Source organism: Kitasatospora sp. NPDC043949 (assembly GCF_056435365.1).
Window position 1 is genome coordinate 39,677 of record NZ_JBWKEQ010000038.1, and the last position, 26,191, is coordinate 65,867.

The window sequence follows — 26,191 nt, forward strand, 5'->3', positions numbered from 1 at the left end:
CCCCGGCGGCGTCAGGCCTCGCACCCGGCTCCCTCCCAGTTCACTGCAAGCGCACCATCTGATGACGCTGACTACTTCTGCTTCCTGCCGACCGAAGTCCACGCCCCTTGCACGGCCGTCGGCAGACTCCTTCGAAGGAGCTTCGAAAGTCATGAGTGTCACCCCGGACGCCCTGCGCGGCGTCACCGTGTTCGTTGGCGGCCCGATCCAGCACGCCTTGGTGCCCGGCGGGATGGCGGCGCCGATCCACGATTTCCTGAGACTGACCATCGACCAGTCGCAGCAGGCCGGCGCCACCGTGCTGTCCGCGCACGTGGCCGAACGATTCGGTGCCGACACCGCTTCGTTCACCCCCGAGGAGGTGTCCGTGCGCGACTACGCGTGGATGCGCGAATGCGATGTGTTCGTGCCGGTACTGCCGGTGCTCGACGGCACCTTGCTGCGCACGGACGGCACACACATCGAACTGGGGTGGGCCAGCGCGCTGGGCCGCCCCATCGTGGGCATCACCGACCAGCCCTTCGCCGAGTCGGCCAGCCACCTGCTCAAGGGGCTCGCCCAGGTCGCGTCCGCAACGTTCCTGTCCGCCAAGGAGATCGCCAAGGACCCGGCGCTGCTGGTCGACGGCGTGCTCGCGGCGCTGGGCCGGACCAGGGCGGCGGCCTGACATGGCGGCCCCGACCCACCTGCTGGGAATGCACCTGGCCAACCCTGTCGTGGTCGGCTCCGGCCTGCTCACCGACCAGGAACGCAACATCCGCAGGCTGCTGGACGCCGGCGCGGGCGCGGTGGTCACCAAGACCATCCACCCCAACCCGCCGATCGGCCTGGACGAGCGCCTCGTCAGACTGCCCACCGGAATGATCAACAGCACCACCTACTCCAAACGGTCCGTCGATCACTGGGTGCACATCCTGCGCGACCTGACCCGGGACGGGCTGCCGGTCATCGCGTCGCTGCACGCCGACAGCCCGGCGGAACTCGCCGAGTTGGCGGCCCGGGTGGAGGCGACGGGCTGCCCGGCGCTGGAACTGGGCATCTCCTGCCTCAACGAGGAGGACGGCCTCGACGACACTCCCGAGCGGGTGCACGCCTACACCGCGGCCACCCGCGCCGCGACGCGGGTGCCCTTCTCGGTCAAGCTGGCCAGCGGCGAAGGCCTGCACGCCCGGGCGTTCGCCGCCGCCCGCGCCGGCGCCGACGCGGTGACCATCAGCGACACCCTGCCCGCCGCCGCCGTGCACCCGGAGACCGGCGACCTCCAACTCGGCGGCGTGTTCGGCTACTCCGGACCGGGCATCAAGCCGCTCGTACTGGCCTCCCTGTGGAAGCTGCGCCGAGCCGGGTTCACCCTTCCCGTGCTGGCCTCCGGCGGCGTGCAGTCGGGCCGGGACGTGCACGACTACCTGGCGGTCGGCGCGGTGGCGGCCCAGGTGTACACCGCGCTGCACACCGACATGTACCACACGCTCGCCCGGATCGTGACCGAGACCACCGGGACGGGGAACACCGGAACGGGGAACACCGGCCACGGCCTCGCACCCGTCACCGGAGCGGACCGGTCCGAGCAGGTGCAGCCGTGACCCCCCGCAGCTCCGGGCCGCAGCTGTGCGACCTGAGCAGCGCCGACGTCCTGGCGGCCACCGCCGGGCGGACCGTGGTGTGGCCGGTGGGGGCCACCGAACAGCACGGTCCGCACCTGCCGCTGTCCGTGGACACCGTGCTCGCCGACGCGTTCGCCCGGCAGATCGCCTACGAGCTGAACGCCCTGACCCTGCCGGCGCAGTCCATCGCGGCGCGGTCGCTGCCGCAGAGCGGCGGCGGCCTGGCCTTCCCCGGCACCGTCTACGTGCGCGGTCGGTCCCTGCTGGCCTTCCTGGAGGACGTGCTGGAGTCGTTGTGCGCCCTGCCCTGGCGCCGACTGCTGGTCGTCAACGGCCACTTCGAGAACGAGCCGTTCCTCTTCGAGGCCCTCGACGAGGTGGGCCGACGGCCGGCGGCCGCGGGCAAGGAGTTCATCGCGCTGAGCTGGTGGAGCCTGGTCGACCAGGACTGGCTGGCCGGGCGGGTACCGCTCTTTCCGGGGTGGCACGCCGAGCACGCGGGGATCACCGAGACCAGCCTGATGCTCTACCTCCGCCCGGACCTGGTCTCGACCGCCCGGCCCGACCACGCCGACCCACCCCGCCCGGGGATCTACCTGCACCCCGCCGACGTGAACCGCACGACCAACCAAGGCGTCCTGTCCAGCACTTCGGGCGCCACCGTCGCCCTGGGCAAGGAACTCTTCTGGCACGTGGTCGCGGCCGCGGTCGACCTGGTGTCCCGGGGCGACGGACTTCTGCACGATCTGCACGAGGAGAAGCCTTGACCGTACCCACCCTCTGCGTGAGCAACGCCGTCGACACCCTGCGCGACTTCGCCGTCCGCGCCGACGACGTCGACGAGCTGCTCTCGGAGTGCTACGCCCAGCAGGACCAGGCGCTGTTCTGGGGGCCGCTGGACAAGATGCTCATCACCTACGAGCCGATCGGAGACCTGGACTGGCAGCGGAAGTTCCTGGAGATCGACGGTGTGGTGAACCTCAGCCCGGCGGGCCGCACCGGCTCGCTGTTCGCCGACATGCTCGCCGATCCCGAGCTGATGGCCGCCGTGGCCGCCCACGCCGGACCGGGCCGCAGACTCCGGCTGATCCCGCACACCACCACCGCCGACCTGTGGCGGTTCACCGAGGCCCTGCGCACCCGGTACGACGTGCTGACCGAACTGCCGGAGAGCCCGCCGCAGCAGGCCCTCCGGGACCTGCTGGACACCAAGACCGGCCTGCGCGACCTGGCCGCCGACCTCGGCATGACCGACGGACCCTGCCGCATCCCGCCCGGTACTCACTGCGCCGGGAAACAGGACGTGCCGGCCGCGGTCCGGGACATGCTCGCGACCGGCACACCGTGCATCGTCAAGGCGGACCGCGGCGAGGCGAGCCTCGGCCTGCTGATCTTCCGGCCCGGCGACGACGACATCGCCGAACGCCTGGCCGGGAGCACCTTCTACGACGAGGACCCGGTGGTCGTCGAGGAGTTCCTCGACGGCGACATCACCTTCCCGTCCGTGGAGTACATGGTGCCCGCGGACGCCCCGCCCCACCTCTGCTACACGACCGACATGCTGTTCGAGGGCGCCACGCACCTGCGCGGCAACGTCACCGCGCGCGAGCTGCGCCGCGCATGGTGGTACCGCCCGCTGACCGAGGGCGGGCTCCGGCTGGCCGAGGAGATGCAACGGCGCGGCTACCGCGGGCGCTTCGGCATCGACGCGATCGCCCGCGACGGCGTCGTCTACCTGCACGACCTTAACGCCCGCCGCACCGGGTCGAGCCACGTGCACGAATTCGGCGAGCACCTCATCGGCCCCGGCTACCTCGACACCCACGCGGTCGGCAACTACGACTTCTACGGCCTTCCGACCGGGCTGTACCTGCCGGAAGTGCTGCGCCTGCTCGGACCGCTCGTGGCCTCGCCCCGACACGCCGACCGGGGTGTGGTCCCGACCGAGCTGACGGACCTTCAAACTGGCAGACTGAGCTGCATGTTCTACGCCCCCAGCCTCGCCGAGCTGCACGACCTGATCGACCGAGCCAGGACGGCTCTGGACCTCGGCCGGTGAGCAGCCCGCTGCCCGTGGTCGGGACGGCCCGGCGCTGGCTGGTGCTGACCGTGGTGCTGCTGTGCTTCCTGCCCGCCGCCGTGGACGTCACCATCCTCACCATCACCGTCCCGACCCTCGCCCACGAACTGCGGGCGTCCCCGACCGAACTGCTGTGGGCGGTCGACGTGTACTCGCTCCTGATGGTCGGACTGGTGCTGGTCAGCGGGCCGTTGGGCGACCGGATCGGGCACAAGCGGCTGCTGCTGGCCGGACTGGCCGTCTTCAGCGCGGCCTCGGCACTGTGCGCGGCGGCACCGAACCCGCCGGCCCTGATCGGCGCCCGGGCACTGCTGGCGATCGGCGCGTCGATGATCATCCCGGCCACGCTGGCGCTGATCCGGCAGACCTTCGGCGACGGCCGCGACCACGCGGTGGCCATCGGGGCGTGGAGCGCGGTCGCCGCCGGCGCCTCGGCGCTGGGACCGGTGGCCGGCGGCTTCCTGCTCCAGCACTTCTGGTGGGGCTCGATCTTCCTGGTCAACCTGCCGATCGTGGCACTGGCCGTACCCGCCGTGGCACTGCTGCTGCGCAACGAGGTCGAGTCCGAGCGGCAACCGTGGGAGGCCACCTCGCCCCTGCTCTCGATGGTGGGGTTCCTGGGCTGCGCCTACGCCATCATCGCCTTCACCCACGACGGCGTCGGCATCCCGGAGGTGGTGCTGCCGGCGGCGGCGGGCCTGACCGCGCTGGTGCTGTTCGTGCGACGGCAGCAGCGGATGCCGCACCCGATGCTGGACCTGTCCCTGTTCCGGCTGCCCGGGCTGCGCGCCGGAGTGGTGGCCTCGGTACTGCCGGTGCTGGTGATGGTCGGCTTCGAACTCCAACTGGTGCAGTACCTGCAGATCGCCAAGGGACTGTCGGCGGAGGCCGCCGCGCTGTACCTGATCCCGATGCCGTTGGCCGCGACGGTCGCGGGGCCGGTGGGCGGACTGCTCCTCTCCCGCCTGGGACAACCGCGCGCGGGCGTGCCCGCCGGCCTGCTGCTCGCGGCGACCGGATACGTCCTGGTCGCCTCCGGCACGGTGGCCCCGCTCGGGCTGGCCCTGATCGGGTTCGGCCACGGCCTGGTCCAGATGGTCGCCTCGAACCTGATCATGACCACCGCGCCGTCCTCCCTGGCAGGCGCGGCGGCGGGCATCGAGTCCGTCGCCTACGAGGCCGGCGCCGGCCTGGGGATCGCCGTCTTCGGCACGGTCACCACGGTGGCCTACCGACTGCTCCTCCCCCCGGGCACGTCATCGTCCCCGCTGGACGCGGGCGCCTCCCCGGAAACCGCCCGGGCCTTCACCGAGGCCTTCCACTCCACCACCTGGCTGGCTGCCGCCCTCACCCTGGCCACGATCCTCCCGGCCACCGCGAGGAGGGCGTCGGCGCGGTCCGGAACACCCGGCGCAGCCACGAACGCCTCGACTTCCCCGATCCCGTCGAGTCCGGGGACGAGCAGCACTTCGGGGACGAGCAGCACGCCGAGCAGGAAACAGCCGAACGAACGGACCTGAAAGCCCGTCAAGCAGACCCCGACGGCGCCCTCACTACTGCTGCCCGGATGCCGGTAGCGTTGAGGCCGTCCGCGATCCCGAGCACGTCACCCAGGACCCGCCCTACGTCGTGGTCGGTGTGGACGGCAGCCCTCGCGGCGCCCGAGCCATGGCTCTTCGTGTCCGTCATGTCGACCGCGCTTGAATACGCGGCACCTCGACCTGCGGGCCTACCAGTCCCGGGGCCGGAGCCTTCACTGCGTGATGAGGACGGCGGCTCCGGTGATCCGGTCCGCCGCGAGGTCGGCCAGCGCGGCGTCGGCACGGTTCATGGGGTAGCGCTGCACGTGCACCGCCGGGTGGTGCCGGGCGACTTCCGCGAGGTAGGCGAGGCCGTCCTCACGGGTGTTGGCGGTGACGCTGCGCAGACTGCGCTCCTGGAAGAGGTGCCGCTGGTAGTCGAGGGCGGGTACGTCGGTGAGGTGGATCCCGGCCACCGCCAGCGTGCCGCCGCGGTCCAGCGCGGCGAGCGCGACCGGTACCAGGTCGCCGACCGGGGCGAACAGGATCGCCGAGTCGAGGGGTTCGGGCGGTGTGTCGTAGGCGTCGCCGACGGAGGACGCGCCCAGCTCCAGGGCCAGGCGCCGGGCGCTCGCGGCCCGGGTGAGGACGTGCACGGTGGCGCCCCGGGCGAGCGCGAGCTGCGCGGTGAGGTGCCCGGAGGCGCCGAGGCCGTAGATGCCCAGCCGTCCGCCGGGCGGCAGCTGCGCGCGTTCCAGGGCGCGGTAGCCGATGATGCCGGCGCACAGCAGCGGGGCGAGGTCCTCGTCGGGCGGCCCCTCGGGGAGCGGGTAGGCGTACCCGGCGTCCACGAGGGTGTGTCCGGCGTAGCCGCCCTGGACGTCCCAACCGGTGTACCGGGAGTTCGGGCAGAGGTTCTCGCGGCCGGCCCGGCAGTACCGGCAGTCGCCGCAGGTGCTCGCGAGCCAGGCCGCGCCGACCCGGTCGCCGGGAGAGAAGTCCCGCACCTCCCGGCCCGTGCTCAGCACCCGGCCGACGATCTCGTGCCCCGGTGTGCAGGCGGGCCGGTGCGGCGGAAGGTCGCCCTCGGCCAGGTGCAGATCGGTGCGGCACACTCCACAGGCCCCGACCTCGATCAACAACTCCTGGGGTCCGGGCGGTTCCAGCATCCGCTCCACCCGGCGCAGCGGGGACGAGCACATCGGGCCGGGGCGCTCCACCACCCAGGCCGTGGTGCGCTGCCCTGCACTTTCGGCTGCTGTCATGGCCATTCCTCCGACAGGGGTCTTCCGCGGTCGGCGCCGCCTGCTCACACCTCGGTCGAGGCCGACCGCGTTGAGCGCGGTGCGAACGCGTGCCGCCCCGAGCGGTCCGGAGCGGGAGCCGATCGCGGGACGTCACAGGAGGGGTCGGCCGGTCGGGAGCGGAGCGCCGTCCGCCACTGACCGTGGTCACCCGCCTGTCCGTGCGCCTTCCGTCGGGGCGCCCGCGGCGGCCAGGAGCTCGGTGGCGGTGCGGGTGTTGGCCGGTTCGCATGCCGCCGTCATCAGCCACTCGGCGGTCGGGGCCTCGGTCTCGGGGGGAATCACCAGGAGGTCCAGTCGCCGGGGCACGAAGGAGCACACCACCACCTCCTCCGCGTCCTGTTCCTGTTCGAACCAGCCGACGTGGATGACATGGCCGGTGACCGGGACGCGCCGGGGGATGACCGGCCAGTGCGCCGGGTTCACGGTGACGCGGAGGATCTCTCCCCACGACGGGGCCAGCGTCGCCGCCAGCGGGGGGAGTTCACGAAGGAGGTCGTGGGAACGGGGCCACCAGGCCCCGCCCAGCCGCCCCGGGGCGACGCCCTCGGGGACCAGCGAGAGCCGCGCGGGCGGCTCCGGGTGGGACGCCCGGGCGCCGCCGGGCTCGGAGGTTGCGGTCATGTCGGAACACCTGCCCTTGGCTCGCCTGGGTCGGCCTGACGCTGTCGCCGGGGCACCACGGACCGAACCCGCAGGCCGCGGACAGTGGCTCTTCCACCGTACTCCGGACGCCGGCGGCGCCCCGGGGGAAGAGGAGCGGCGGGCGGATGGGCCGACCGGGCGCGGGGAGGCACCCCGCCCGATCAGGTGCGCTCGGTTTCGGTGACGGCGGGCGGCTGCTGCTCGCGAGCCGCAGGCCTCGACCGTCCGCGGTTCGGTGTCATGACGCCCCCGCCCGGTGCCCTTCCACCGCCCGGCGGACCTCGGCGACGACGCGCGGCACCGCGTCGACGACAGCCGGGCTCAGGCCCTCGCCGATCGAGAAGTCCACGCCCTCCACCGCGACGATTCACCTGGCCCGGCCGCGGGTGGGAGGTTCCCGCACCCTCTCCCCCGTTCCCGCCCACAGGCCCCGCCCTACCCGGACGGATGGTTCTGCCTGGGCGCGGGCGACGAATGGAAGCCCGGCACGGTACGCACCCGCAGGCTCAAGGACGAGGACGTGGCGCGCAGCTCAGCCCTCCCACGGCCCAGGGGCCCGTCGCCACCGTCCACCTCCAGTTCCGCGACAGTCCGCTGCCGCTCCTGGGGAACCTGGTCACGGAGTTGGAGGCGACCCCCTACGGACTCGGCGCGGACCGGGAGTAGGCCGTAGTGGAGAACGCCATCTCACTGGTCGGTACCGTCGCCTCGCCAATGGACTGCCCACCAGACCCGGCAGGCGCAGACGTTACACACCGCCGCCCGGCCGCCACCGGTTCGCACGGCGGGTGGGCCATCGCCGGAAGGTGTCCGGGCGGTCTGCCGCGGCGCTCTTCGGGTGATCCGGATCTGCCGGGCGTGCCGACGCCGTCGCCTGTGCGTTGGACGGGCGTATCCGCGTGTCGGCAGCCGTGGCCGGCCCCTGACTCTGGAGTGCGCTGTGAAGAAGTCCCCCGTGCGCCTTGCCGCCGTCGCCGTCCTGGCGTTCGCGGCGCTGGCCCCCTCCTCGGCCTCGGCCCAGGCGCCCGGTGCGCTGCTCCCGCCGCTCCAACTGCGCGGCGGGACGCCCTTCGACTACTGCCTGACCGATACCGCCGCCAAGGCCCTCTCCAACGCCGGCGTCACCTTCGACGCGGTCGCACCCGCGACATTGGTCACCCTGAACGGCCACCAGTGCATGCACTCGATGCTCGACAGCGGCGAGATCAACACCGACCTGTCCGGCCTCACCGGCCGGGCCCGAGGCGGCTTCGCCTTCCAACGCGACGGGCAGCGCTCCGAGTTCGCAAACCTGGAGCTGGCGATGAAGCTCGACCGCACCAGCGTCATCACCACCGAGCACCTCGGCCGGCGCATCGACACGCTCACCGTCACCGACGAGGGCATCAGGCTCTCCCTGACCAAGGTCAGCGCCGAGAACACCCCCGTCAGCCTGGCCGCGCCGGCCGCGAACGCCCTCTCCCAGGAGTTCGGCACCAGTCCGCTCGCCACCGGGGAACAGCTCTTCTCCGCCACCCTCAGCTTCGACGTCCTCCAGGGACTCACCGGACTCAGCACCGGCCTGTAGGGCGGACGCGGTCTGGGCGGCCCGCGGAGGCCGCGCCCCTTGAAGCACCCGCCCCGGGTCAGCCGAGCGAGGATCCGGCTGCGCCGAGGGTGTCCCGCAGCCACTGCTCGACGCCTGCCACGTGCACCGTCGCCCAGGCGTGCGCGACGTCGGGGCGGCGGTGGGCGATGGCGTCGAGGATGGCGCGGTGCTGCTGGCGGGTCCGCTCGACCGCGCCTTCCTCGGTCAGCCCGCGCCAGATCCTCGCCCGGGCGGTCGGGCCGGACAGACCGTCGACGAGCGAGCACAGGACGGTGTTGCCCGAACCGGCCGCGATCCTGTGGTGGAACTCCAGGTCGTTGTCGATCAGCTCTTGCAGGGGGGCGTCGTCACGCAGGCTCTCCAGGACCTCTCCGAGCGCGGCGATGTCCTCGTCCGGCATCACTCGGGCGGCCATGGCCGCGGCGGCGGGCTCCAGGATGCGGCGGACCTCCAGGAACTCCAGCACCGAGTCGTCCTGGTGGAAGTCGACGACGAAGCCCAGCGCGTCCAGCAGCAGGTTGGGCTCCAGACTCGTCACGTACGTGCCGTCTCCCTGGCGTACGTCGAGCACCCGGATGAGCGAGAGAGCTTTCACCGCCTCACGCAGGGAGTTGCGCGACAGACCGAGCCGCTCGGCCAGGTCGGCCTCCTTGGGGAGTCGCGAACCGGGGCGCAGCTCACCACTGACGATCATGGCTTTGATCTTCTCGATCGCCGAGTCGGTGACTGGCACGCCGATGCCTCCCTGGTCCTGATCCCTGCAGCATAGTCTCCCCGACACCCACCCGGAGCTGGCCTTGATCGCGACAGGTCAAGACCATCCGGCACGTCCCTCCGCGGGCTGGCACGGGGCGCCGAGCCCGTACACGCGGACCGCGTTGTGCCGGAACACCGCGTCCTCCTCCCCCGCGCTGAGCCCGTCCGCGAGGTGCCGGGTGATCCGGGCGACCTCGGCGTAGCCGGCCTCCAGGGTGCACACCGGCCAGTCGGAACCGAAGAGGAGCCGTTCCGGGCCGAAGGCCTCCAGGGCGGTGTCGGCGTAGGGCCTGAGGTCCGCCGTCCGCCACCGGCCGGGGGCGGCCTCGGTCACCAGGCCGGAAAGCTTTCCCACGGTGTTGGGAAGCGCGGCCAGGCGGCGCAGGTCCGCTGCCCAGGGGTCGAGCGCGCCGTCGGCGATCGGGGGCTTGCCGAGGTGGTCGAGGACGAACGTCAGGCCGGTGTGCCGGGCGGCCGCGAGGGCGGCGGCGGGCAGCTGGTGCGGCTTGACGACGAGGTCGTAGGCGAGACCGGCCTCGGCGACGGCGAGCAGGCCGCGCTGGACGTCGGGGCGCAGCAGCCACTCGGGGTCGGGCTCCTCCTGGACCTGGTGCCTGATGCCCACCAGCCGTTCCCCGCCGGGGAGTTCACGCAGGGCGGCGATCGCGTCGGCAACGCCGGGGGCGGTGAGGTCGGTCCAGCCGACGACGCCGGCGATCAGGTCGCTGCCGTCGGCCAGCGCCAGCAGTTCGGGGGTCTCCTCGGGGACGCAGACGGTCTGCACGACGACCGTGGCGACCACTCCGGCCGCCGCGGCTTCGGGGGCGAGGTCGGCGGCGGTGAAGGAGCGGGCCAGGGGAGCGAGGGCCTCGCCGCTGATCCAGGGCTGCGGCCGCGCGCCGAGGTCCCAGACGTGGTGGTGCGCGTCGACGATCTGACGTCCGGTCACAGTTCCCACACGGCCGGGAGCCCGGCCCCGGCGCCGGCGTTCGAGTAGTCGTGGCTGATGTCGAGCAGTTCGCCCATCCTCTCCTGCCAGGCGGTGTTGGCCGGGAGGTGCTCCAGTTCGGCGAGGAGCCGGGCGTAGTCCTCGCACTCCAGCAGGTGGAACAGCTCGCAACCGCTGCGCCAGATCGTCCACGAGGTGGCGCCGGCAGCCCGGATGGCTGCGACGAGTTCGGCGGGCACGTCCCGGTGGGCGGCCTCGTACTCGGCGATCCGGTCCGGGCGGAGGCGGGTGTGCAGGGCGACTCTCATGGCTGCTCCGGGTGGGTGGGGTGGTCGACGATGACGACGTGCAGGGTGCGGGGGCCGTGCACGCCCTCGACGCGGTCGAGTTCGATGTCGCTGGTGGCAGAAGGGCCCGAGATGAAGGTCAGCGGCAGCGCGGGGTCGAGGCGGGCGAGGGCGTCGGGGACGTCGGCGGCGATCTGTCCGGCGCGGATGACGCACAGATGGTAGTCGGGGACGAGGGTGAGGGCGCGGCGGCCCTGGCCCGGGCCGGTGTCGAGGACGATGGTCCCGGTGACGGCGATGCCGGCGGCGGCGAGGGTGCAGGCGCCGTCCAGGGCGTTCAGGGCCTGGACGTCCAGCGGTTCCGGGTGCCACTGCCAGTCGCCGGGCGGCAGCAGCTCGACGGGAAAGCCGCTGGGCAGTGCCAGGTTGCTCGCCCCGGCTGCGGTGAGCGCGGCGGCGATGGCGGCCGGCAGGCCCGCCTGGTCGGTGCGGGTGACGTCCGCGCGGTAGTCGGCGACCCGCTCGGCGAACAGGGCGACGGTGTCCTCGCCCGGCTCGGTGTGGCTGCGGCGGTAGGTCCGGGGTACGGGGACGTCGTCGGGCCGTTCGTCGGCGGGGACGTCGGCGAGCGCCGCCCGGATACGGCCGAGAACCGCCTCACGGCTGCTCATCGTTCACCTTCCCTGTTCTTGCGCCACCAGGTGCGGAAGGACTCTGCCGGAGGTGCGGGGGTGTCGCGGGTGTCGGACCAGCCGTGCAAAGGGCCCGGCAGCCGGCCGATCCGCCCCTCCCTGGCGAGGGCCCTGCCGCCGAGCGCGGCGGCCTTCTGGGCCGCGGAGAGCAGGCGCGGGGAGTCGAGGACGGTGGCAGCGGCCTTCATGGCCAGCGCCTCGGCTCCCCGAGGCTTGCTCTCGACGGTCTTGGCCCGCAGGTGGGCCAGCACCTCCGGGATGTTGATCTTCACCGGGCAGGCGTCGTAGCAGGCGCCGCACAGGGTGGAGGCGAACGGCAGGGACGCCGCGTTCTCCACGCCGACCAGTTGCGGGGTGAGGACGGCGCCGATCGGTCCTGGGTAGACCGAGCCGTAGGCGTGGCCGCCGGTGCGCTCGAAGACGGGGCAGACGTTGAGGCAGGCCGAGCAGCGGATGCAGCCGAGTACCTGCCGTCCGACCTCGTCGGCGAGGGTGTCGGTGCGGCCGTTGTCGAGCAGCACCAGGTGGAACTCCCTGGGGCCGTCGCCGTCGGTGGTGCCGGTCCAGGTGGAGGTGTAGGGGTTCATCCGCTCGCCGGTGGAGGAGCGGGGCAGCAGTTGGAGGAAGACCTCCAGGTCCTGCCAGGTCGGGACGGTCTTCTCGATGCCCATGACGGTGATGAGGGTTTCGGGCAGGGTGAGGCACATCCGGCCGTTGCCCTCGGACTCCACGACGACGACCGTGCCGGTGTCGGCGACGGCGAAGTTGGCGCCCGAGACGGCCACCTTGGCGGTGAGGAACTTCTCCCTCAGGTGCAGGCGGGCGGCTTCGGCGAGTTCACGCGGGTCGTCGCCGAGGTTCTCCGGTGCGGGCTTCCCCCAGTGGGCCATTTCGGCGAGGAAGAGGTCGCGGATCTCGGTCCGGTTGCGGTGGATCGCGGGGACGAGGATGTGGGAGGGGCGGTCGTCGCCGAGTTGGACGATGAGTTCGGCGAGGTCCGTCTCGTAGGCGGTGATGCCGGCTTCGGCGAGGGCCTCGTTGAGGCCGATCTCCTGGGTCGCCATGGACTTGATCTTCACGACCTCGCGTTCGCCGGTGGCCCGCACGAGTTCGGTGACGATGCGGTTGGCCTCGGCGGCGTCCGAGGCCCAGTGCACGGTGCCGCCCGCGGCGGTGACGGCGGCCTCCAACTGGACGAGGTAGCGGTCGAGGTGGCGTGAGGTGCGGTTCTTGATCGCGGCGGCAGCGTCCCGCAGGTGCTCCCAGTCGTCCAACTCGGAGGCGACGGCCAGCCGCTTGTCGCGGATGGTGGTGGTGGCGCGTTTCAGATTGGCGCGCAGCCGGGTGTTGCCGAGCGCCTCGCGGGCGGCGTCGGGAAAGGACGGGGAACCGAGCCAGACGACGCCACGGCCGCCGGGCTTGCTCATCGTGCGGTTCCTTCGGTGGCGGCGAGGATCTCGGCCAGGTGCAGGGTCCGCACGGTCGCGCCCCGGCGGGACAGTCCGCCGCCGATGTGCATCAGGCAGGAGTTGTCGGCGGCGCACAGGACCTCGGCTCCGCTGTCCAGGACGGCGGCGTTCTTGTCGGCGAGCATCGCGGCGGAGGTGTCGGCGTTCTTCACGGCGAAGGTGCCGCCGAAGCCGCAGCAGGAGTCGGCCGCGGGCAGGTCGACCAGGTCGATGTCCTCGACGGCGCGCAGCAGCCGGTCCGGGCGGTCGCCGAGACGCAGGCCGCGCAGGGAGTGGCAGGTGGGGTGGTAGGCGACTCGGTGCGGGAAGCGGGCACCGACGTCCGTGACGCCGAGCACGTCGGTCAGGAACTCGGTGAACTCGTGCACCCGGGGCACCAGTTCGGTGACCTGTCGGAGGAGCGAGGCGGTGCCGTGCCGTTCGGCGAGCAGGGGGTGGTTGTCACGGACCATCCCGGCGCAGGAGGCGGACGGCGTGACCACGGCGTCGTAGTCGGCGAAGGCCCGGACGAAGCGGGTCACCAGCGGGACGGCGTCGGGGCGGTAGCCGGTATTGAAGTGCATCTGGCCGCAGCAGGTCTGTTCCTGGGGGAACTCGACACGGTGGCCGAGCCGCTCCAGCACCGTCACCACCGCGCGGCCGGTGTCGGGGAAGAGGGTGTCGTTGAAGCAGGTGATGAACAGGGCGATGCGCATCAGCTCACCTCCCCGGGGGTCGGGACGTCCGTGGGAAGCAGTCCGCGGTGCTTGAGCTCGGCCCAGAGCGCCGCCGGAACGGGGTGGTCGAGCATGGCGGCGGCGTCCCGGGCCTCGCCGGCGCTGCGGGTGCCGACCAGCACGCTCGCCACCGCCGGATGCCCGAACGGGAACTTCAGGGCGGCGGCGCGCAGCGGGACGCCGTGCCGCTCGCAGACGACCTTGAGGTCGGTGGCCCTGGTGAGCAGGTCTGCGGGGGCCGCGGTGTAGTCGAAGGTGGCGCCGGGCCGCGGGTCGGCGAGCAGGCCGGAGTTGAAGACGCCGCCGATCACGACGCCGACGCCGCGCCGGTGGGCCAGGGGCAGCAGTTCCGCAAGGCCTTGCTGGTCGAGGAGGCTGTAGCGGCCGGCGAGCAGGACGGCGTCGAGGTCGGTCTCGCGGATGAACCGGGCGGGCAGCCCGGCCTGGTTCATGCCGACGCCGATCGCTCCCAGGACGCCTTCGGCGCGCAGGCGTTCGAGTTCCGGGTAGGCCTCGGTGAGTGCCTGTTCGGCGTGGTCGTCGGGGTCGTGCAGGTACGCGATGTCGATCCGGTCGAGGCCGAGCCGGTCCAGGCTGTCCTCGATGGAGCGGCGCACGCCCCGGGCGCTGAAGTCCCAGACGCGGTGGTGGGTGGCGGGCACGGCGAAGCCGTTGGCCAGGTCGTCGCCGTCGCCGGAGGGGGCCGGTTCCAGCAGGCGTCCGACCTTTGTGGAGATCGTGTACTGGTCCCGGGGGAACGCGCGCAGGGCGGCGCCGAGCCGCCGCTCGGACAGGCCCAGACCGTAGTGCGGGGCGGTGTCGAAGTACCGTACGCCGGACTCCCAGGCGGCGGTGACGGCCTGTTCGGCCTGCTCGTCGGTGACCGGGGCGAACAGGTTGCCGATGCCGGCGGCGCCGAAGGCGAGTTCGGTCACCTGGGCCCTGCTGCGGCCGAGGGGGTGGTGGCGCGGCTTCACGGGCGTGGCTCCGGTCGCAGGCGCAGGCCGGCCATGCCGCCGTCGACGGCGAGCGCGGTGCCCGTGACGCTGGCGGCGGCCGGGGAGGCGAGGTAGGCGATGGCGGCGGCGACCTCCTCGGCGGTGACCAGTCGGCCGGTGGGCTGGCGGGCGTTCAGTGCGGAGCGCTCGGCGGCCGGATCGTCGGCCGCGTCGAGCAGCCGGCCGACCCACGGGGTGTCGACGGTGCCCGGGTTGACGCAGTTGACCCGGATGCCTTCGCGGACGTGGTCGGCTGCCATGGCCAGGGTGAGCGAGTGGACGGCGCCCTTGCTCGCCGAGTACAGCGCGCGCTGGGGCAGTCCGGCCGTGGCGGCGATGGAGCAGGTGTTGACCACCGAGGCGGAGGCGGAGCGGCGCAGGTGGGGCAGGGCGGCGCGGGTGGTGCGGACGATGCCGAGCACGTTGACGTCCAGGACGTGGTGCCACTGCTCGTCCGAGTTGTCCTCCACGGTTCCGGCGGCGCCGATGCCGGCGTTGTTGACCAGGATGTCGATCCCGCCGAGCGCCTCGGCCGCCGCCTGGACGGCCTCGCGTACGGAGCGGTCATCGGCGACGTCGGCGGTGAAGCCGCGCAGCGGGGCGCGGACGCCGCTCGGGTCGAGGTCGAGGACGGCGACGTCCGCTCCGCGTGCGCCGAGCAACCGGGCGGTGGCCAGTCCGATGCCGGAGGCACCGCCGGTGACCAGTGCGGTGAGCCCGTCGAGGTCGGTCGTCATGAGCGCTCCTCCTTGTCGCCGCCGGCCAGGTCGGCTGCCCAGAACGTGCCGTCGGGGTAGGTGTAGGTGTCGATGGCGGCCTGGTGCATGGTGGCGGAGAACCCGGGCACGGTGGGTGCCCGGTAGCGGCCGCCGTCGATGACCACGGGGTCGAGGAAGTGCTGGTGGAGGTGGTCGACGTACTCGATGACGCGGTCCTCGGTGGTGCCGGAGAGCGCGACGTAGTCGAACATCGACAGGTGCTGGACGAGTTCGCACAGGCCCACGCCGCCGGCGTGCGGGCACACGGGGACGCCGAACCTGGCGGCGAGCAGCAGGATGGCGAGGTTCTCGTTCACGCCGGCCACCCGGGCCGAGTCCAGTTGGAGGACGTCGATGGCGCCGGCCTGGAGCAGCTGTTTGAAGACGATGCGGTTCTGCACGTGCTCGCCGGTGGCGACCTTGACGGGGTGGACACCGCGCCGGACGGTGGCGTGGCCGAGCACGTCGTCCGGGCTGGTCGGCTCCTCGATCCAGTAGGGGTCGAACTCGGCGAGCTGGTTCGTCCACTCGATCGCCTCGGCGACGTTCCAGCGCTGGTTGGCGTCGATCGCCATCCGGATGTCCGGACCGATGGCCTCGCGGGCTGCGCGGCAGCGGCGGATGTCGTCCTCCAGGTCCGCGCCGACCTTCAGCTTGATCTGGGTGAAGCCGTCGGCCACCGCCTCCTTGGCGAGGCGGGTGAGCTTCTCGTCGCTGTAGCCGAGCCAGCCGGGCGAGGTGGTGTAGGCGGGGTAGCCGCGGCGCAGGAGTTCGGCGGCCCGCCCGGGTGCGCCCTGTCTGCCCTTGCGCAGCAGTTCGAGGGCCTCATCGGGCGTCAGCGCGTCGGCGATGTAGCGGAAGTCGACCTGGGACACCAGCCATGCGGGGTCGGCGTCGGCCAGCAGCTGCCACAGCGGCTTGCCCTCACGCTTGGCGGCGAGGTCCCAGACGGCGTTGACGACGGCTCCGATCGCCATGTGCATCACGCCCTTCTCGGGTCCGAGCCAGCGCAGCTGGCTGTCACCGATCAGGTCGCGGTACAGGGAGCCGGGGTCGGCGCACAGCTGGGCGACGGACCGTCCGACGACGTGCGGGCGCAGCGCGTCGATGGCGGCGACCTGGACGTCGTTGCCGCGACCGATGGTGAAGGTGAACCCGTGGCCCTCGTGGCCGCCCGCGGAGGCGCGCAGGACGACGTAGGCGGCGGAGTAGTCGGGGTCGGGATTCATGGCGTCGGACCCGTCCAGCTCCCGCGAGGTGGGGAAGCGGATGTCGTAGGTGTCGACGGCGGTGATCCGCGCTGTGGTTGCGGACAACGTGGTGCCTTTCAGGCGTTGGAGAAGGTCTGGCGCTGGGTGCCGAGGCCGTCGATGGCCAGTTCGACGGTGTCGCCCGCGCGCAGGTAGGGGGTGCCGGGCAGCCCCAGGGCCACGCCGGCCGGGGTGCCGGTGTTGATGACGTCTCCGGGCCGCAGCACCATGTACTGGCTGAGGTACCAGACCAGGTACGGGACGTCGAAGATCATGTTCTTGGTGCTGCCGCTCTGCCGCTGCTCGCCGTTGACGGCCAGACGAAGGCCGAGGGCCTGCACGTCGCCGGCCTCGTCCGGGGTGACCAGCCAGGGGCCGAGCGGGTTGAAGGTCTCACAGGACTTGCCGAGGTCCCACTGCCCGGAGTACTCGAGCTGGAACTCCCGCTCGGACACGTCGTTGCTGATCGCGTAGCCCGCGACATGGGCGAGGGCCTGTCGGGGCGAGTCCAGGTAGCGGGCCTCGCGGCCGATCACGACCGCGAGTTCGACCTCCCAGTCGGTCTTGGCCGAGCCGCGCGGGATCAGCACCTGGTCACAGGGACCGACCACGGCGGACGGGTCCTTCATGAAGACCACCGGCCGGGCGGGGACGGCAGCGCCGGTCTCCTCGGCGTGGTCGCGGTAGTTGAGGCCGATGCAGACGACCTTGCCCGGCCGGGCGACGGGGGCGCCGATCCGCAGGCCGACCGGGTCGATCGCAGGGAGTTCTCCGGCGGCCAGGGCGGCGCGAACGCGGTCGATCCCGTCCGAGGCGAGGAACGCCCCGTCGATGTCACCGGTCAGGCCCGAGAGCGCGAAGACCCGGCCGTCGTCGCCGAGGGCTGCCGGAGCCTCTTCTCCCGCCGGTCCGATCCGCATGAGCTTCATGCCATGGCTCCTGTCATAGGTCTGCGGGCCGGGGTTCTTCACCGGGCCGACACATCGGATGAATCCTCGACGCCCTGACCATACGAGTGTCGGCCACGCACCGCAAGAAGTCCTCCGATGTCTGTCGGCGCCCGTCGGGGTCAGGAGCCGAACATCTCCTAACTGTTCATCAAATCTCCAGCTCAGAGAGGAGATGACAGCTCGTTATCATCCGACATGGAGGCTCGGACGTTACGGTTGAGATTCGCCCGAGGTTTCCCTATTGTCAGTCACGTGCCAAGCTCGTATGGTCCTCGTGATCGCAAGCCATCCGATGACTGCGGGGAGCACGATCCAGCGCGCCTGCCACGACCCGCCGCATCCATGGCCTCCCTCCTGGATGACGGCCGGGAGGGGAGGTCCGGCTCAACCACCCCCGCTTCACCTCCCGGGGGGACAGGCCTCTCCGCCTCCCGCCACACCGGCTCCCCACCCTCGCAGGGGAGCCCGGACATCCCAGCCAAGGAGATCAGCACCATGAAGCCTCGCTCCTCCAGAATCGCGGCCACGGCCGCCGCCGTAGTCGTCCTGGCGGGGGCCGCCACGGCCTGCAACCGCGGCAGCACGACGGACTCCGCCGCCGGCGGCAAGCCGGCGCTCGGGATCGACCTGCCGCGTGCGGACTCCGACTTCTGGAACTCCTACGCGCAGTACATCAAGCAGGACGCCTCCGCCCAGGGCCTCAACACCCTGCCGGTGAGCAACTCGCAGAACGACGTCACCAAGCTGGTCGCCAACGTCCAGGTCTTCCAGAACACCGGCGCCAAGGCCGTCGTCATGGCCCCGCAGGACACCGGCGCGATCGCCTCCACCCTCGACCAGCTGACCGCCAAGAAGATCCCCGTGGTCAGCATCGACACCCGCCCCGACAAGGGGAACGTCTACATGGTGGTGCGCGCCGACAACAAGGCGTACGGCACCAAGGCCTGTGAGTTCCTCGGCCAGCAGCTCGGCGGCAAGGGCAAGGTCGCCGAACTCCAGGGCGCGCTGAGCTCCGTCAACGGCCGCGACCGCTCCGAGGCCTTCGCCGCCTGCATGAAGGAGAAGTTCCCCGACATCCTGGTGATCGAGCTGGCCACCGACTGGAAGGGCGACGTCGCCTCCGCCAAGCTCCAGTCCACCCTCGCCGCCAACCCGGACCTGGGCGGCGTCTACCTGCAGGCCGGCGGTGTCTTCCTGCAGCCCACCATCGCCCTGCTCCAGCAGAAGGGCCTGCTCAAGCCCGCCGGCCAGCCCGGTCACATCGCCATCGTCTCCAACGACGGCATCCCGCAGGAGTTCGACGCGATCCGCAAGGGCGACATCGACGCGACCGTCTCCCAGCCCGCCGATCTCTACGCCAAGTACGCGCTGTTCTACGCGCAGGCCGCGGCCGAGGGCAAGACCTTCCAACCCGGTGCCACCGACCACCAGTCGACCATCATCTCCCTGCCCAACGGCCTGGAGGACCAGCTCCCCGCTCCCCTGGTCACCAAGGAGAACGTCGACGACAAGTCCCTCTGGGGCAACGGCGTAGGCAAGTAGCCCACCGACCCCTCGTGGGGGGGGGGGGGGGGAGCCCCCCCCCCCCCCCCCCCCCCCCCCCCCCCCCCAACCACCCCCCCCCCCCCCCCCCCACGCACGGATCCTGCGGAAAGGACGTCCCCGCCATGGCGGACCCCAGCCCCGTCCGGGGCCCCGTCGTCGAGGCCGACGGGATCAGCAAGCGCTTCGGCGCCACCGTCGCCCTCAGCGACGCCCGCATCTCGGTCGCGCCCGGCGAGTCGCACGCCCTGGTAGGGCGCAACGGCGCGGGCAAGTCCACGCTCGTGTCGATCCTCACCGGCCTGCAGAACCCCGACACCGGCACCCTGCGCTTCGACGGCGAGCAGGCCCCGGCCCCCGGTGACACCGACGCCTGGCGGTCCAGGGTCGCCTGCGTCTACCAGCGCTCCACCATCATCCCCGCGCTGACCGTCGCCGAGAACCTCTTCCTGGACAGGCAGAGCAAAGGCGCCCTGCGCCCGATCAGCTGGAAACAGCTGCGCGGCCGCGCTACCGAGTTGCTCGCCGAGTACGGCGTGGACGTCGCCCCGACCGCGCGCGCCGAGGACCTGAGTGTCGAGCAGCGCCAGTTCGTCGAGATCGCCCGGGCGCTGTCCTTCGGGGCCCGCTTCATCATCCTGGACGAGCCCACCGCCAAGCTCGACGCGCGCGGCATCGAGCGGCTCTTCGACAAGCTGCGCTCACTGCAGGAACAGGGCGTCGCCTTCCTGTTCATCTCCCATCACCTGCAGGAGGTCTACGACCTCTGCACCACCGTCACGGTCTACCGCGACGCCCGGCACATCATCACCGCGCCAGTCGCCGAACTCGACCAGCAGGCCTTGGTGGAGGCGATGACCGGCGAGAGCTCCCGGGACAGCGGGCCCGCCTGGTCGGTGACCGGCCGGACGCGCCCCGACGGTGCCCCGCTGCTGGACGTCTCGGGCCTGAGCCTGGCCGGCGCCTACCAGGACTTCTCCCTGACCGCGCACGCCGGCGAGGTCGTGGGCCTGGCCGGCGCGGCCGCCAGCGGCAACGTCCGGCTCGGCGAGACCATCGCCGGTCTGCACCGCCCGCAGGCCGGCACGATCACCGTCGCGGGCCGCCCGGTGCGCACCGGGCGCGTTCCCGCCGCTCTCGCGGCCGGCATCGGGTTCGTGCCCGAGGACCGGCACATCCAGGGCCTCATCCCGCAGCGCAGTGTCGCCGAGAACGCCACCCTGACCGTCACCGACCAGCTCGGGCCCTTCGGCACGGTGCTGCCCTCCCGTACCCGGGCCTTCGCCGAACGGATGATCGGCGACCTCGACATCAAGACACCCGGCCCCTCGGCCCCGGTGTCCGCGCTGTCCGGCGGCAACCAGCAGAAGGTGGTCATCGCGCGGGCCCTGGCCACCGAGCCGCACGTCCTGGTGGCCATCCGGCCCACCAACGGCGTCGACGTCAAATCCAAGGAGTCCCTGCTCGGCACCGTCCGCGAGGTCGCCGACGCCGGGAGGAGCGCTCTGATCGTGTCCGACGAACTCGACGACCTGCGGGTCTGCGACCGCGTCCTGGCCATGTTCCACGGCCGCGTCGTCGCCGAGTTCGAGCACGGCTGGAGCGACGAACAGCTGGTCGCAGCCATGGAGGGCATGTCCGGCCCGACCGACACGAAGGAACGCAATGTCTCCCACCACTGAGGTCAGCCCGCGCGCGGCCACCGCCGGCACCGCGCCGGCCGGCCGGCGCTTCGACCTCGCCCGCTACCGCGACCTGTCGCTCGTACCGGTCCTGCTCGTCCTCGGCGTCATCGGCTTCGTCGTCTCACCCGCCTTCCTCACCTCCGACAACCTCCTGGGCGTCGGCCAGCAGGCCACCGAACTGAGCCTGCTGGTGCTGGCCGAGGCGCTGATCCTGATCGTCGGCCGGATGGACCTGTCCCTGGAATCCACGATCGGCGTGGCCCCCGTCATCGCCGTCTGGCTGGTCCTCCCCGACCACGGCGCGCGCTTCAACGGCCTCGGGCTCCTGCCCTCCTGGACGGCCATCCCGCTGTGCCTGGCCGTCGGCGCGCTGATCGGGGCGATCAACGGGTTCCTGATCCTCAAGCTGCGCCTCAACGGCTTCATCGTCACCCTCGGCGCGCTCACCCTGCTCCGCGGCCTCCAGGTCGCGATCTCCCAGGGCCAGTCGATCGTCAACCTGCCCGGCTCCTTCACCTACCTCGGCAGCACCAGCTGGCTCGGCGTCCCCGCGGCGATCTGGATCTGCGCCCTGCTCTTCCTGGCCGGCGGCTGTGCCCTCGCCTGGCTCCGCCACGGCCGCGCCCTGTACGCGATCGGCGGCAACTCCGAGGCCGCCCGCGCCGCCGGCATCCGGGTCGACCGGATCACCTGGACCGTGCTGATCCTCGGCGGCCTGCTGGCCGCCTTCGCCGGCGTCCTCTACACCGGCCACTACGGCTCCATCTCCGCCGACCAGGGCAACGGGTGGATCTTCCAGGTCTTCGCCGCCACCGTCATCGGCGGCGTCAGCCTCAACGGCGGCCGCGGCACCCTCTTCGGCGCCCTGACCGGTGTGCTGACCCTCCAGCTCGTGGTCAACGTCATGACCCTCGCGGGCGTGCCGCCGCTGTGGAACCAGTTCCTCAACGGCGCGATCATCATCGTCGCGCTGATCATCTCCCGCTTCGCCTCGGGCGAGAAACAGGAGTGACGGGGTCCCCCGGCCCGAGAGCCACCGAAGCGACGCGACCAGCTCCGCGGGAACCGGTCGCGCCGCTTCGGCCTCCCCTGCCCCGCCCCCTCGACCGACCAGCACTCCCATGCCCGCACGCAGGAGGCGAACACCATGGCGGTGACCGACCAGGCCATCGAGAAGATCAAGGAAATGATCGTCTCCGGCGCCCTGCTGCCCGGCGCGCGACTCCCCAACGAGGCCGACCTCGCCGACCAGCTCGGGCTGTCCCGCAACTCGCTGCGCGAGGCCGTCCGGGCGCTCACCGCGATGCGGATCCTCGTCCCCCGGCAGGGCGACGGCACCTACGTCTCCGGCCTGGAGCCACACCTCCTGCTGGAAGCCATGGCCTTCGCCTCCGACGTCTCCCACGGGCACACGGCCCGGCAACTCCTCCAGGTGCGGCGCCTGCTGGAGCCGCAGGTCACCGCCCTCGCCGCCGGCCTGCTCACCGACGACCACCTGCGAACGCTGCGGGCCGTCCTCGACCAGAGCGCCGCGGCTGCCGGCATCGAGGAGTTCATCGAGCTCGACATCGAGTTCCACCGCACCATCGCCGATGCCGTCGGCAACCCCGTGCTGTCCACCCTGCTCGGCATCCTCTCCACCCACACCCAGCGGCTGCGCATCGTGCGCGGTACGCACAACGCCTCTGCCCGCGAGCAGGCCCACCGCGAACACGAGGCCATCTGGCGGGCCCTGGTCGACCACGACGCCGTCCTGGCCGCCAGTGCCAGCACCGTGCACGTCGCCGCCGTCGAGGACTGGCTGGCCGCCGGCACCGGCCCCCCGGACCTCGACCCCCCGGACCTCGACGCCATCGCCTGACGGCGACGTGCCGAATCCCGCACATCCGTTCCCCTCCCCCTCAGCGCGCAAGACCCCCACGACCCAGGACGGTCTGACACATGAAGAGCCGAACCATCCGGACCACCTGCACGGGCTGCATCGCCGTGTTGCTCGCCGGCTGCCTCACCGCCTGCGGTGGCACTGATGACCCCGGCAACTCCCGCCCCCAGATCGGCATCGACATCCCCCGCGCCGACTCCGACTTCTGGAAGGCGTACGCGAAGTACCTCCAGCAGGAGATCAACGACCAGCAGCTGAGTGTCCTGCCCCCGACCCGTTCGAACGGCGACGACGCGACGTTCACCGCCAACGTCCAGTCGCTGGCCGCCCGACACCCCAAGTCCATCGTCATGGCGCCGCAGAACACCATGACCACCGATTCGACACTCTCCGAGTTGTTCCGTGCCAACATCCACACGATCAGCGTGGACACCGAACCGGAGCACGGCAGCGTCTACATGGTGGTCCGCACCGACAACAAGACGTACGGCACCAAGGCCTGCGAGTTCCTCGGCAAGCAGCTCGGTGGCAAGGGCAAGGTGGCCGAGCTCCAGGGCGCACTGACCTCCATCAACGGATACGAACGCTCCGAGGGATTCGCCGCCTGCATGAAACGCAACTACCCCGGTATCCAGGTGATCGCGCTGCCCACCGACTGGAAGGGCGACATCGCCTCCGCCAAGCTCCAGTCCACCCTCGCCGCCAACCGGGACCTGAACGGCATCTACCTGCAGGCCGGCGGCGTCTTCCTCCAGCCCACCCTCGACCTCCTACGCCAGAAAGGCCTGCTCAAGCCCGCCGGCCAGCCCGGCCACATCACCATCGTCTCCAACGACGGCATCCCGCAGGAGTTCGACGCGATCCGCAAGGGCGACATCGACGCGACCGTCTCCCAGCCCGCCGACCTCTACGCCAAGTACGCCCTGTACTACGCCAAGGCCGCTGCCGAAGGCAGGAAATTCCAACCCGGGCCCACCGACCACCAGTCGACCATCATCACCCTGCCCAACGGCCTGGAGGACCAGCTCCCCGCTCCCCTGGTCACCAAGGAGAACGTCGACGACCCGTCGCTCTGGGCCAACCACGCCGCGGGCTGACCGAGGCGGGCCCCGGAACCAGGCCGGCATCCACCGCAACAACGGGACGACGGGACTCCGGTCTGTGCACCACCACTGATCGCTCCCCCACCCACCCCCGCTGAAGGGCCGCACCGTACGAAGTGCACCGGTGGTCAGGGCGATAGTCGCCCTGACCCCGGTCCGGGCACACCCCGGCCGCGGCGACCTCCCACAGCGTCGCGGCACTCGCCGAGACCTCGGTCGGCAGCAACGCCACCACCGGTGACAAGGCCTTCCTGACGGCGAACCAGCCGCTCGTACAACAGTCCGCCGCCCGGTCAACCAGCCGACTCCCCCCGTCCAGGTTCCCGCCGACCACCTCCTACAGCGGGACGGCCCCGTGGGAGAGACCGCCACGAAGCCGGCCGGCGGCCGACGGCAGCGTCCGGCTTCCGTCACCGTGCCAGCAGTGGCGCACCAGTCAGCTCGGGAGTCCCTCGGCGCCCTGGGCCGGGCAGGACGGCGGGTGCGGCGAGAAGTTGGGCAGCACCCGAGTGGCGTCGTAGCGGCGCTGCCAGACCGGAGTGGTCGACCCGCTGGTGGCCGGCACGATCGCGGACCAGTCGGCCGGGCAGTCGCGCCCGCTCTTCTGCTCGCGCCCTCGTGTCGCACGAACTGTTTGGTGGCGAAGTGGTGGTCGATGATGGAGATCCCGGCCCGGTCGTACGAGTGCAGCACCCCCGCCGTGAGCTCAAGCAACGCGCGGTCCCGCCACAGGGTGCGATCCCGGGCCGTGTCCAGGCCCATCCGCCGGGCGACCTCAGGCAGCTTGTCGTATCGGTTGGTGTCGGACAGGTTGCGGGCACCGATCTCGGTGCACGTGTACCAGGCGCTGAAGGGTGCCAACGGGTACCGCAGCCCGCCGAGTTCGAGGACCTGGTTGGAGATCGTGGGAAAGGCGTGCCAGCGCAGGCCGAGTTCTTCGAACCACCGGTACTCGGGATGGCTGATCCGCACCTCCGGGACCGCGTCCGCGGGCAGGTCGAACCACCGAGGTTCACGCCCGGGCCACTGGATGACCAGCGGCAGCACGTCGAACTCGCCGCCCTGACCACGCCACCCCAGGCGCTGGACCGCCTCGGTGAGCGCCGCCGTCTCGGGGTCGCCGATCACGGACCCGTCGTACTGCCGGTAGCCGGCGTAGCGAATCAACTGGCCGTTCCACAGCCGGGGTCCGGGCCGCTCGGGTGTGCTCGGCGCGAAGACGCTCAGCAGCAGGCGCACCTTGCCCCCGTTCCACGCCTGCCGCAAATGCTCGACGAGTGCCTCGAACACCGCTCCCTCGTCACCGCCATCGGCGCCGGTGCCGATCGCACGGCAGTCCCGGATCTCCAGTGCTTTCCAGTAGAACTTGCCTATGCACTGCGGATTGTTCCGCCACGCGATCCGGGAGCCGACCAACAACTCCTGCTGGGTCTGGGAGTAACTTCCCGTCGTCGCCAGCTCCTCCGTGATCTCCGCTACCCGCCGCTGCGCGCCGCCGACCGGAAGATGTCCCTCCACGGTGAGTTGACGTATCAACGCTACTGCCTCCGCGAGCGGAGCAGCAGGCGTGGACGGGGTTACGCACACCCGAGAGCTCATCATGCTGATCCCCTGTCAACAGCGAGGGAAAGGAGCCGATTCAACTTGCACGAAACACACGGACGCAGCCGGAGACTACGCCGGGGAAGCGAACGCGCGGACCCAGCCGAGGTCGTTTTGACGAAACCCTTGCGTGCACTCGGTGATGAAAAGCCCTGCGGGACCCGGGTCGCGCAGAGCGGGCCGGGGTGGGGGTCGGAGTGGCCCTCACGGGGCTCCCGCGAGGGCTGCCCGCGCTCAGGAGGTGAGGCGGCCGAAGGTGAGGGCGGCGGCGATGAGCAGGACGGCGGCGGGCGCCCCGGCGATCAGACTGAGCACCGTCCGCCGCCTGTCGAGCAGCCCGGCGCGCAGCAGTGCCGCGTAGGTCAGTGCGCCGTAGAGCACCACTGCGGGCAGGGCGGTGATCACCCCGAGCGGGTAGCCGCTGCCGCTGAGCCCGAGGTAGACGTGGTGGAGCCCGTGCAGGGTCCAGCCGCCCAGCAGGGCGGTGTAGGCGTCGAGCACCCAACCGCCGGGACCGGTACGCCCGGCGTGTCCGGCCCGCAGGGCGCGGTCGGCGAACAGGGTGAGGGCCCAGACCACGGCGAACTCCGCCAGGATCGCGGTGAGGGACTGCGCGACGGTGAAACGTGTGCCGCCTTGGTCCAGGCCGCCGTCGAGCACGATCGCGACGGCCTCCTCCCCGTCGTGCACCGCGAAGGAGAGCGGCAGCCCCCAGATCCACCACCGGGCGTCGACTCGTGCCCGTACCAGGTCCATCGTCATGTTCCCCTGCTCACAGATCGGTTGAAGATTGGGTCATCGGCGTTGACTC

Annotated in this window: 24 protein-coding genes and 1 pseudogene; 11 read left to right on the forward strand and 14 right to left on the reverse strand. The window is 71.7% G+C overall.

All coding sequences use genetic code 11. The features are described from left to right. Positions 1–151: 151 nt before the first annotated feature. Genes AC07AL_RS27145 through AC07AL_RS27165 form a run of 5 tightly spaced genes read left to right on the forward strand, consistent with a single transcriptional unit; the run spans position 152 to position 5,204 of the window. On the forward strand, positions 152–667 hold the full coding sequence (locus tag AC07AL_RS27145) for a hypothetical protein (protein ID WP_363581246.1): 516 nt from the start codon (positions 152–154) through the stop codon (positions 665–667). Position 668: 1 nt separating this feature from the next. Then, the gene (locus AC07AL_RS27150; protein ID WP_478318499.1) at positions 669–1,583 is read left to right on the forward strand and encodes a beta/alpha barrel domain-containing protein; all 915 of its coding nucleotides are present in this window, start codon (positions 669–671) and stop codon (positions 1,581–1,583) included. Continuing rightward, a complete protein-coding gene (locus AC07AL_RS27155) occupies positions 1,580–2,371 on the forward strand; it encodes a creatininase family protein (RefSeq protein WP_478318501.1) in 792 nt (263 codons plus the stop codon). Before AC07AL_RS27150 ends, AC07AL_RS27155 begins: the two co-directional genes overlap by 4 nt. Next, positions 2,368–3,663: an ATP-grasp domain-containing protein gene (locus tag AC07AL_RS27160; RefSeq protein ID WP_400327603.1), complete on the forward strand. Its 1,296-nt coding sequence runs from the start codon at positions 2,368–2,370 to the stop codon at positions 3,661–3,663. The genes AC07AL_RS27155 and AC07AL_RS27160 overlap by 4 nt, the downstream gene beginning before the upstream one ends. Continuing rightward, positions 3,660–5,204 carry an MFS transporter gene (locus AC07AL_RS27165; RefSeq protein WP_363581239.1) on the forward strand — a complete coding sequence of 515 codons (1,545 nt, stop codon included), beginning with the start codon at positions 3,660–3,662 and terminating at the stop codon, positions 5,202–5,204. Before AC07AL_RS27160 ends, AC07AL_RS27165 begins: the two co-directional genes overlap by 4 nt. A gap of 233 nt (positions 5,205–5,437) precedes the next feature. On the opposite strand, the gene AC07AL_RS27170 is transcribed toward AC07AL_RS27165, so the two are convergent. Both AC07AL_RS27170 and AC07AL_RS27175 read right to left on the reverse strand, forming a co-directional pair. Continuing rightward, positions 5,438–6,469 carry a zinc-dependent alcohol dehydrogenase family protein gene (locus AC07AL_RS27170; RefSeq protein ID WP_478318503.1) on the reverse strand — a complete coding sequence of 344 codons (1,032 nt, stop codon included), beginning with the start codon at positions 6,467–6,469 and terminating at the stop codon, positions 5,438–5,440. A 186-nt stretch (positions 6,470–6,655) separates the two neighbouring features. Beyond that, complete coding sequence (locus AC07AL_RS27175) at positions 6,656–7,132, reverse strand: DUF5994 family protein (RefSeq protein WP_363581235.1); 477 nt, start codon at positions 7,130–7,132, stop codon at positions 6,656–6,658. 961 nt (positions 7,133–8,093) lie between these two features. Between AC07AL_RS27175 and AC07AL_RS27180 the strand changes: the two genes are divergently transcribed. Beyond that, complete coding sequence (locus tag AC07AL_RS27180) at positions 8,094–8,720, forward strand: hypothetical protein (protein WP_478318505.1); 627 nt, start codon at positions 8,094–8,096, stop codon at positions 8,718–8,720. A 58-nt stretch (positions 8,721–8,778) separates the two neighbouring features. Here the strand turns inward: AC07AL_RS27180 and AC07AL_RS27185 are convergent, their stop codons facing one another. The 10 genes from AC07AL_RS27185 to AC07AL_RS27230 all read right to left on the reverse strand — a co-directional run bounded on the left by AC07AL_RS27185 (position 8,779) and on the right by AC07AL_RS27230 (position 17,545). Continuing rightward, positions 8,779–9,474: a FadR/GntR family transcriptional regulator gene (locus AC07AL_RS27185; RefSeq protein WP_363581231.1), complete on the reverse strand. Its 696-nt coding sequence runs from the start codon at positions 9,472–9,474 to the stop codon at positions 8,779–8,781. A gap of 78 nt (positions 9,475–9,552) precedes the next feature. Further along, positions 9,553–10,446 carry an amidohydrolase family protein gene (locus AC07AL_RS27190; protein ID WP_363630790.1) on the reverse strand — a complete coding sequence of 298 codons (894 nt, stop codon included), beginning with the start codon at positions 10,444–10,446 and terminating at the stop codon, positions 9,553–9,555. Next, positions 10,443–10,754 (reverse strand): L-rhamnose mutarotase, encoded by a 312-nt coding sequence (locus AC07AL_RS27195; protein WP_363581227.1) that lies wholly within the window; start codon positions 10,752–10,754, stop codon positions 10,443–10,445. Before AC07AL_RS27195 ends, AC07AL_RS27190 begins: the two co-directional genes overlap by 4 nt. After that, positions 10,751–11,404, reverse strand: a complete 654-nt coding sequence (locus tag AC07AL_RS27200) for a LutC/YkgG family protein (RefSeq protein ID WP_400809266.1) — start codon at positions 11,402–11,404, stop codon at positions 10,751–10,753. Before AC07AL_RS27200 ends, AC07AL_RS27195 begins: the two co-directional genes overlap by 4 nt. Then, positions 11,401–12,852, reverse strand: coding sequence for a LutB/LldF family L-lactate oxidation iron-sulfur protein (locus AC07AL_RS27205; RefSeq protein ID WP_363581223.1), 1,452 nt, complete (start codon positions 12,850–12,852; stop codon positions 11,401–11,403). Before AC07AL_RS27205 ends, AC07AL_RS27200 begins: the two co-directional genes overlap by 4 nt. Then, entirely contained in the window at positions 12,849–13,589 is a 741-nt protein-coding gene (locus tag AC07AL_RS27210) for a (Fe-S)-binding protein (protein ID WP_363581221.1), read from the reverse strand. Before AC07AL_RS27210 ends, AC07AL_RS27205 begins: the two co-directional genes overlap by 4 nt. Continuing rightward, on the reverse strand, positions 13,589–14,587 hold the full coding sequence (locus AC07AL_RS27215; RefSeq protein ID WP_400809269.1) for an aldo/keto reductase: 999 nt from the start codon (positions 14,585–14,587) through the stop codon (positions 13,589–13,591). The genes AC07AL_RS27210 and AC07AL_RS27215 overlap by 1 nt, the downstream gene beginning before the upstream one ends. Continuing rightward, complete coding sequence (locus AC07AL_RS27220) at positions 14,584–15,345, reverse strand: SDR family NAD(P)-dependent oxidoreductase (RefSeq protein WP_363619843.1); 762 nt, start codon at positions 15,343–15,345, stop codon at positions 14,584–14,586. The genes AC07AL_RS27215 and AC07AL_RS27220 overlap by 4 nt, the downstream gene beginning before the upstream one ends. Further along, positions 15,342–16,682 (reverse strand): L-fuconate dehydratase, encoded by a 1,341-nt coding sequence (locus AC07AL_RS27225; protein WP_400809272.1) that lies wholly within the window; start codon positions 16,680–16,682, stop codon positions 15,342–15,344. Before AC07AL_RS27225 ends, AC07AL_RS27220 begins: the two co-directional genes overlap by 4 nt. 11 nt (positions 16,683–16,693) lie before the next feature. Beyond that, positions 16,694–17,545 (reverse strand): fumarylacetoacetate hydrolase family protein, encoded by an 852-nt coding sequence (locus tag AC07AL_RS27230; RefSeq protein ID WP_363581213.1) that lies wholly within the window; start codon positions 17,543–17,545, stop codon positions 16,694–16,696. Between the two features lie 516 nt (positions 17,546–18,061). Here AC07AL_RS27230 and AC07AL_RS27235 point away from each other — a divergent pair. The 5 genes from AC07AL_RS27235 to AC07AL_RS27255 all read left to right on the forward strand — a co-directional run bounded on the left by AC07AL_RS27235 (position 18,062) and on the right by AC07AL_RS27255 (position 23,772). Then, a complete protein-coding gene (locus AC07AL_RS27235) occupies positions 18,062–19,108 on the forward strand; it encodes a sugar ABC transporter substrate-binding protein (protein WP_363581211.1) in 1,047 nt (348 codons plus the stop codon). A gap of 125 nt (positions 19,109–19,233) precedes the next feature. Further along, positions 19,234–20,790 carry a sugar ABC transporter ATP-binding protein gene (locus AC07AL_RS27240; RefSeq protein ID WP_363581209.1) on the forward strand — a complete coding sequence of 519 codons (1,557 nt, stop codon included), beginning with the start codon at positions 19,234–19,236 and terminating at the stop codon, positions 20,788–20,790. Beyond that, on the forward strand, positions 20,774–21,805 hold the full coding sequence (locus tag AC07AL_RS27245; protein ID WP_363581207.1) for an ABC transporter permease: 1,032 nt from the start codon (positions 20,774–20,776) through the stop codon (positions 21,803–21,805). Before AC07AL_RS27240 ends, AC07AL_RS27245 begins: the two co-directional genes overlap by 17 nt. A 135-nt stretch (positions 21,806–21,940) precedes the next feature. Beyond that, a complete protein-coding gene (locus AC07AL_RS27250; RefSeq protein ID WP_363581205.1) occupies positions 21,941–22,654 on the forward strand; it encodes a FadR/GntR family transcriptional regulator in 714 nt (237 codons plus the stop codon). Positions 22,655–22,734: 80 nt separating this feature from the next. Then, positions 22,735–23,772 (forward strand): sugar ABC transporter substrate-binding protein, encoded by a 1,038-nt coding sequence (locus AC07AL_RS27255; RefSeq protein WP_363581203.1) that lies wholly within the window; start codon positions 22,735–22,737, stop codon positions 23,770–23,772. Between the two features lie 442 nt (positions 23,773–24,214). On the opposite strand, the pseudogene AC07AL_RS27260 reads toward AC07AL_RS27255, so the two are convergent. Continuing rightward, positions 24,215–25,380, reverse strand: a pseudogene (locus AC07AL_RS27260) (nitric oxide synthase oxygenase). A 234-nt stretch (positions 25,381–25,614) separates the two neighbouring features. Then, positions 25,615–26,142: a hypothetical protein gene (locus AC07AL_RS27265; protein WP_478318508.1), complete on the reverse strand. Its 528-nt coding sequence runs from the start codon at positions 26,140–26,142 to the stop codon at positions 25,615–25,617. Positions 26,143–26,191: the final 49 nt, after the last annotated feature.

What these genes read in the sequence shown, in the direction of transcription:
- AC07AL_RS27255 (WP_363581203.1), top strand. Translation starts at nt 22,735, where the DNA reads ATGAAGAGCCGAACCATCCGGACCACCTGCACGGGCTGCATCGCCGTG.
- AC07AL_RS27220 (WP_363619843.1), bottom strand. Translation starts at nt 15,345, where the DNA reads ATGACGACCGACCTCGACGGGCTCACCGCACTGGTCACCGGCGGTGCC.
- AC07AL_RS27250 (WP_363581205.1), top strand. Translation starts at nt 21,941, where the DNA reads ATGGCGGTGACCGACCAGGCCATCGAGAAGATCAAGGAAATGATCGTC.
- AC07AL_RS27245 (WP_363581207.1), top strand. Translation starts at nt 20,774, where the DNA reads ATGTCTCCCACCACTGAGGTCAGCCCGCGCGCGGCCACCGCCGGCACC.
- AC07AL_RS27150 (WP_478318499.1), top strand. Translation starts at nt 669, where the DNA reads ATGGCGGCCCCGACCCACCTGCTGGGAATGCACCTGGCCAACCCTGTC.
- AC07AL_RS27145 (WP_363581246.1), top strand. Translation starts at nt 152, where the DNA reads ATGAGTGTCACCCCGGACGCCCTGCGCGGCGTCACCGTGTTCGTTGGC.
- AC07AL_RS27230 (WP_363581213.1), bottom strand. Translation starts at nt 17,545, where the DNA reads ATGAAGCTCATGCGGATCGGACCGGCGGGAGAAGAGGCTCCGGCAGCC.
- AC07AL_RS27170 (WP_478318503.1), bottom strand. Translation starts at nt 6,469, where the DNA reads ATGACAGCAGCCGAAAGTGCAGGGCAGCGCACCACGGCCTGGGTGGTG.
- AC07AL_RS27265 (WP_478318508.1), bottom strand. Translation starts at nt 26,142, where the DNA reads ATGACGATGGACCTGGTACGGGCACGAGTCGACGCCCGGTGGTGGATC.
- AC07AL_RS27195 (WP_363581227.1), bottom strand. Translation starts at nt 10,754, where the DNA reads ATGAGAGTCGCCCTGCACACCCGCCTCCGCCCGGACCGGATCGCCGAG.
- AC07AL_RS27240 (WP_363581209.1), top strand. Translation starts at nt 19,234, where the DNA reads ATGGCGGACCCCAGCCCCGTCCGGGGCCCCGTCGTCGAGGCCGACGGG.
- AC07AL_RS27205 (WP_363581223.1), bottom strand. Translation starts at nt 12,852, where the DNA reads ATGAGCAAGCCCGGCGGCCGTGGCGTCGTCTGGCTCGGTTCCCCGTCC.
- AC07AL_RS27235 (WP_363581211.1), top strand. Translation starts at nt 18,062, where the DNA reads ATGAAGCCTCGCTCCTCCAGAATCGCGGCCACGGCCGCCGCCGTAGTC.
- AC07AL_RS27200 (WP_400809266.1), bottom strand. Translation starts at nt 11,404, where the DNA reads ATGAGCAGCCGTGAGGCGGTTCTCGGCCGTATCCGGGCGGCGCTCGCC.
- AC07AL_RS27210 (WP_363581221.1), bottom strand. Translation starts at nt 13,589, where the DNA reads ATGCGCATCGCCCTGTTCATCACCTGCTTCAACGACACCCTCTTCCCC.
- AC07AL_RS27175 (WP_363581235.1), bottom strand. Translation starts at nt 7,132, where the DNA reads ATGACCGCAACCTCCGAGCCCGGCGGCGCCCGGGCGTCCCACCCGGAG.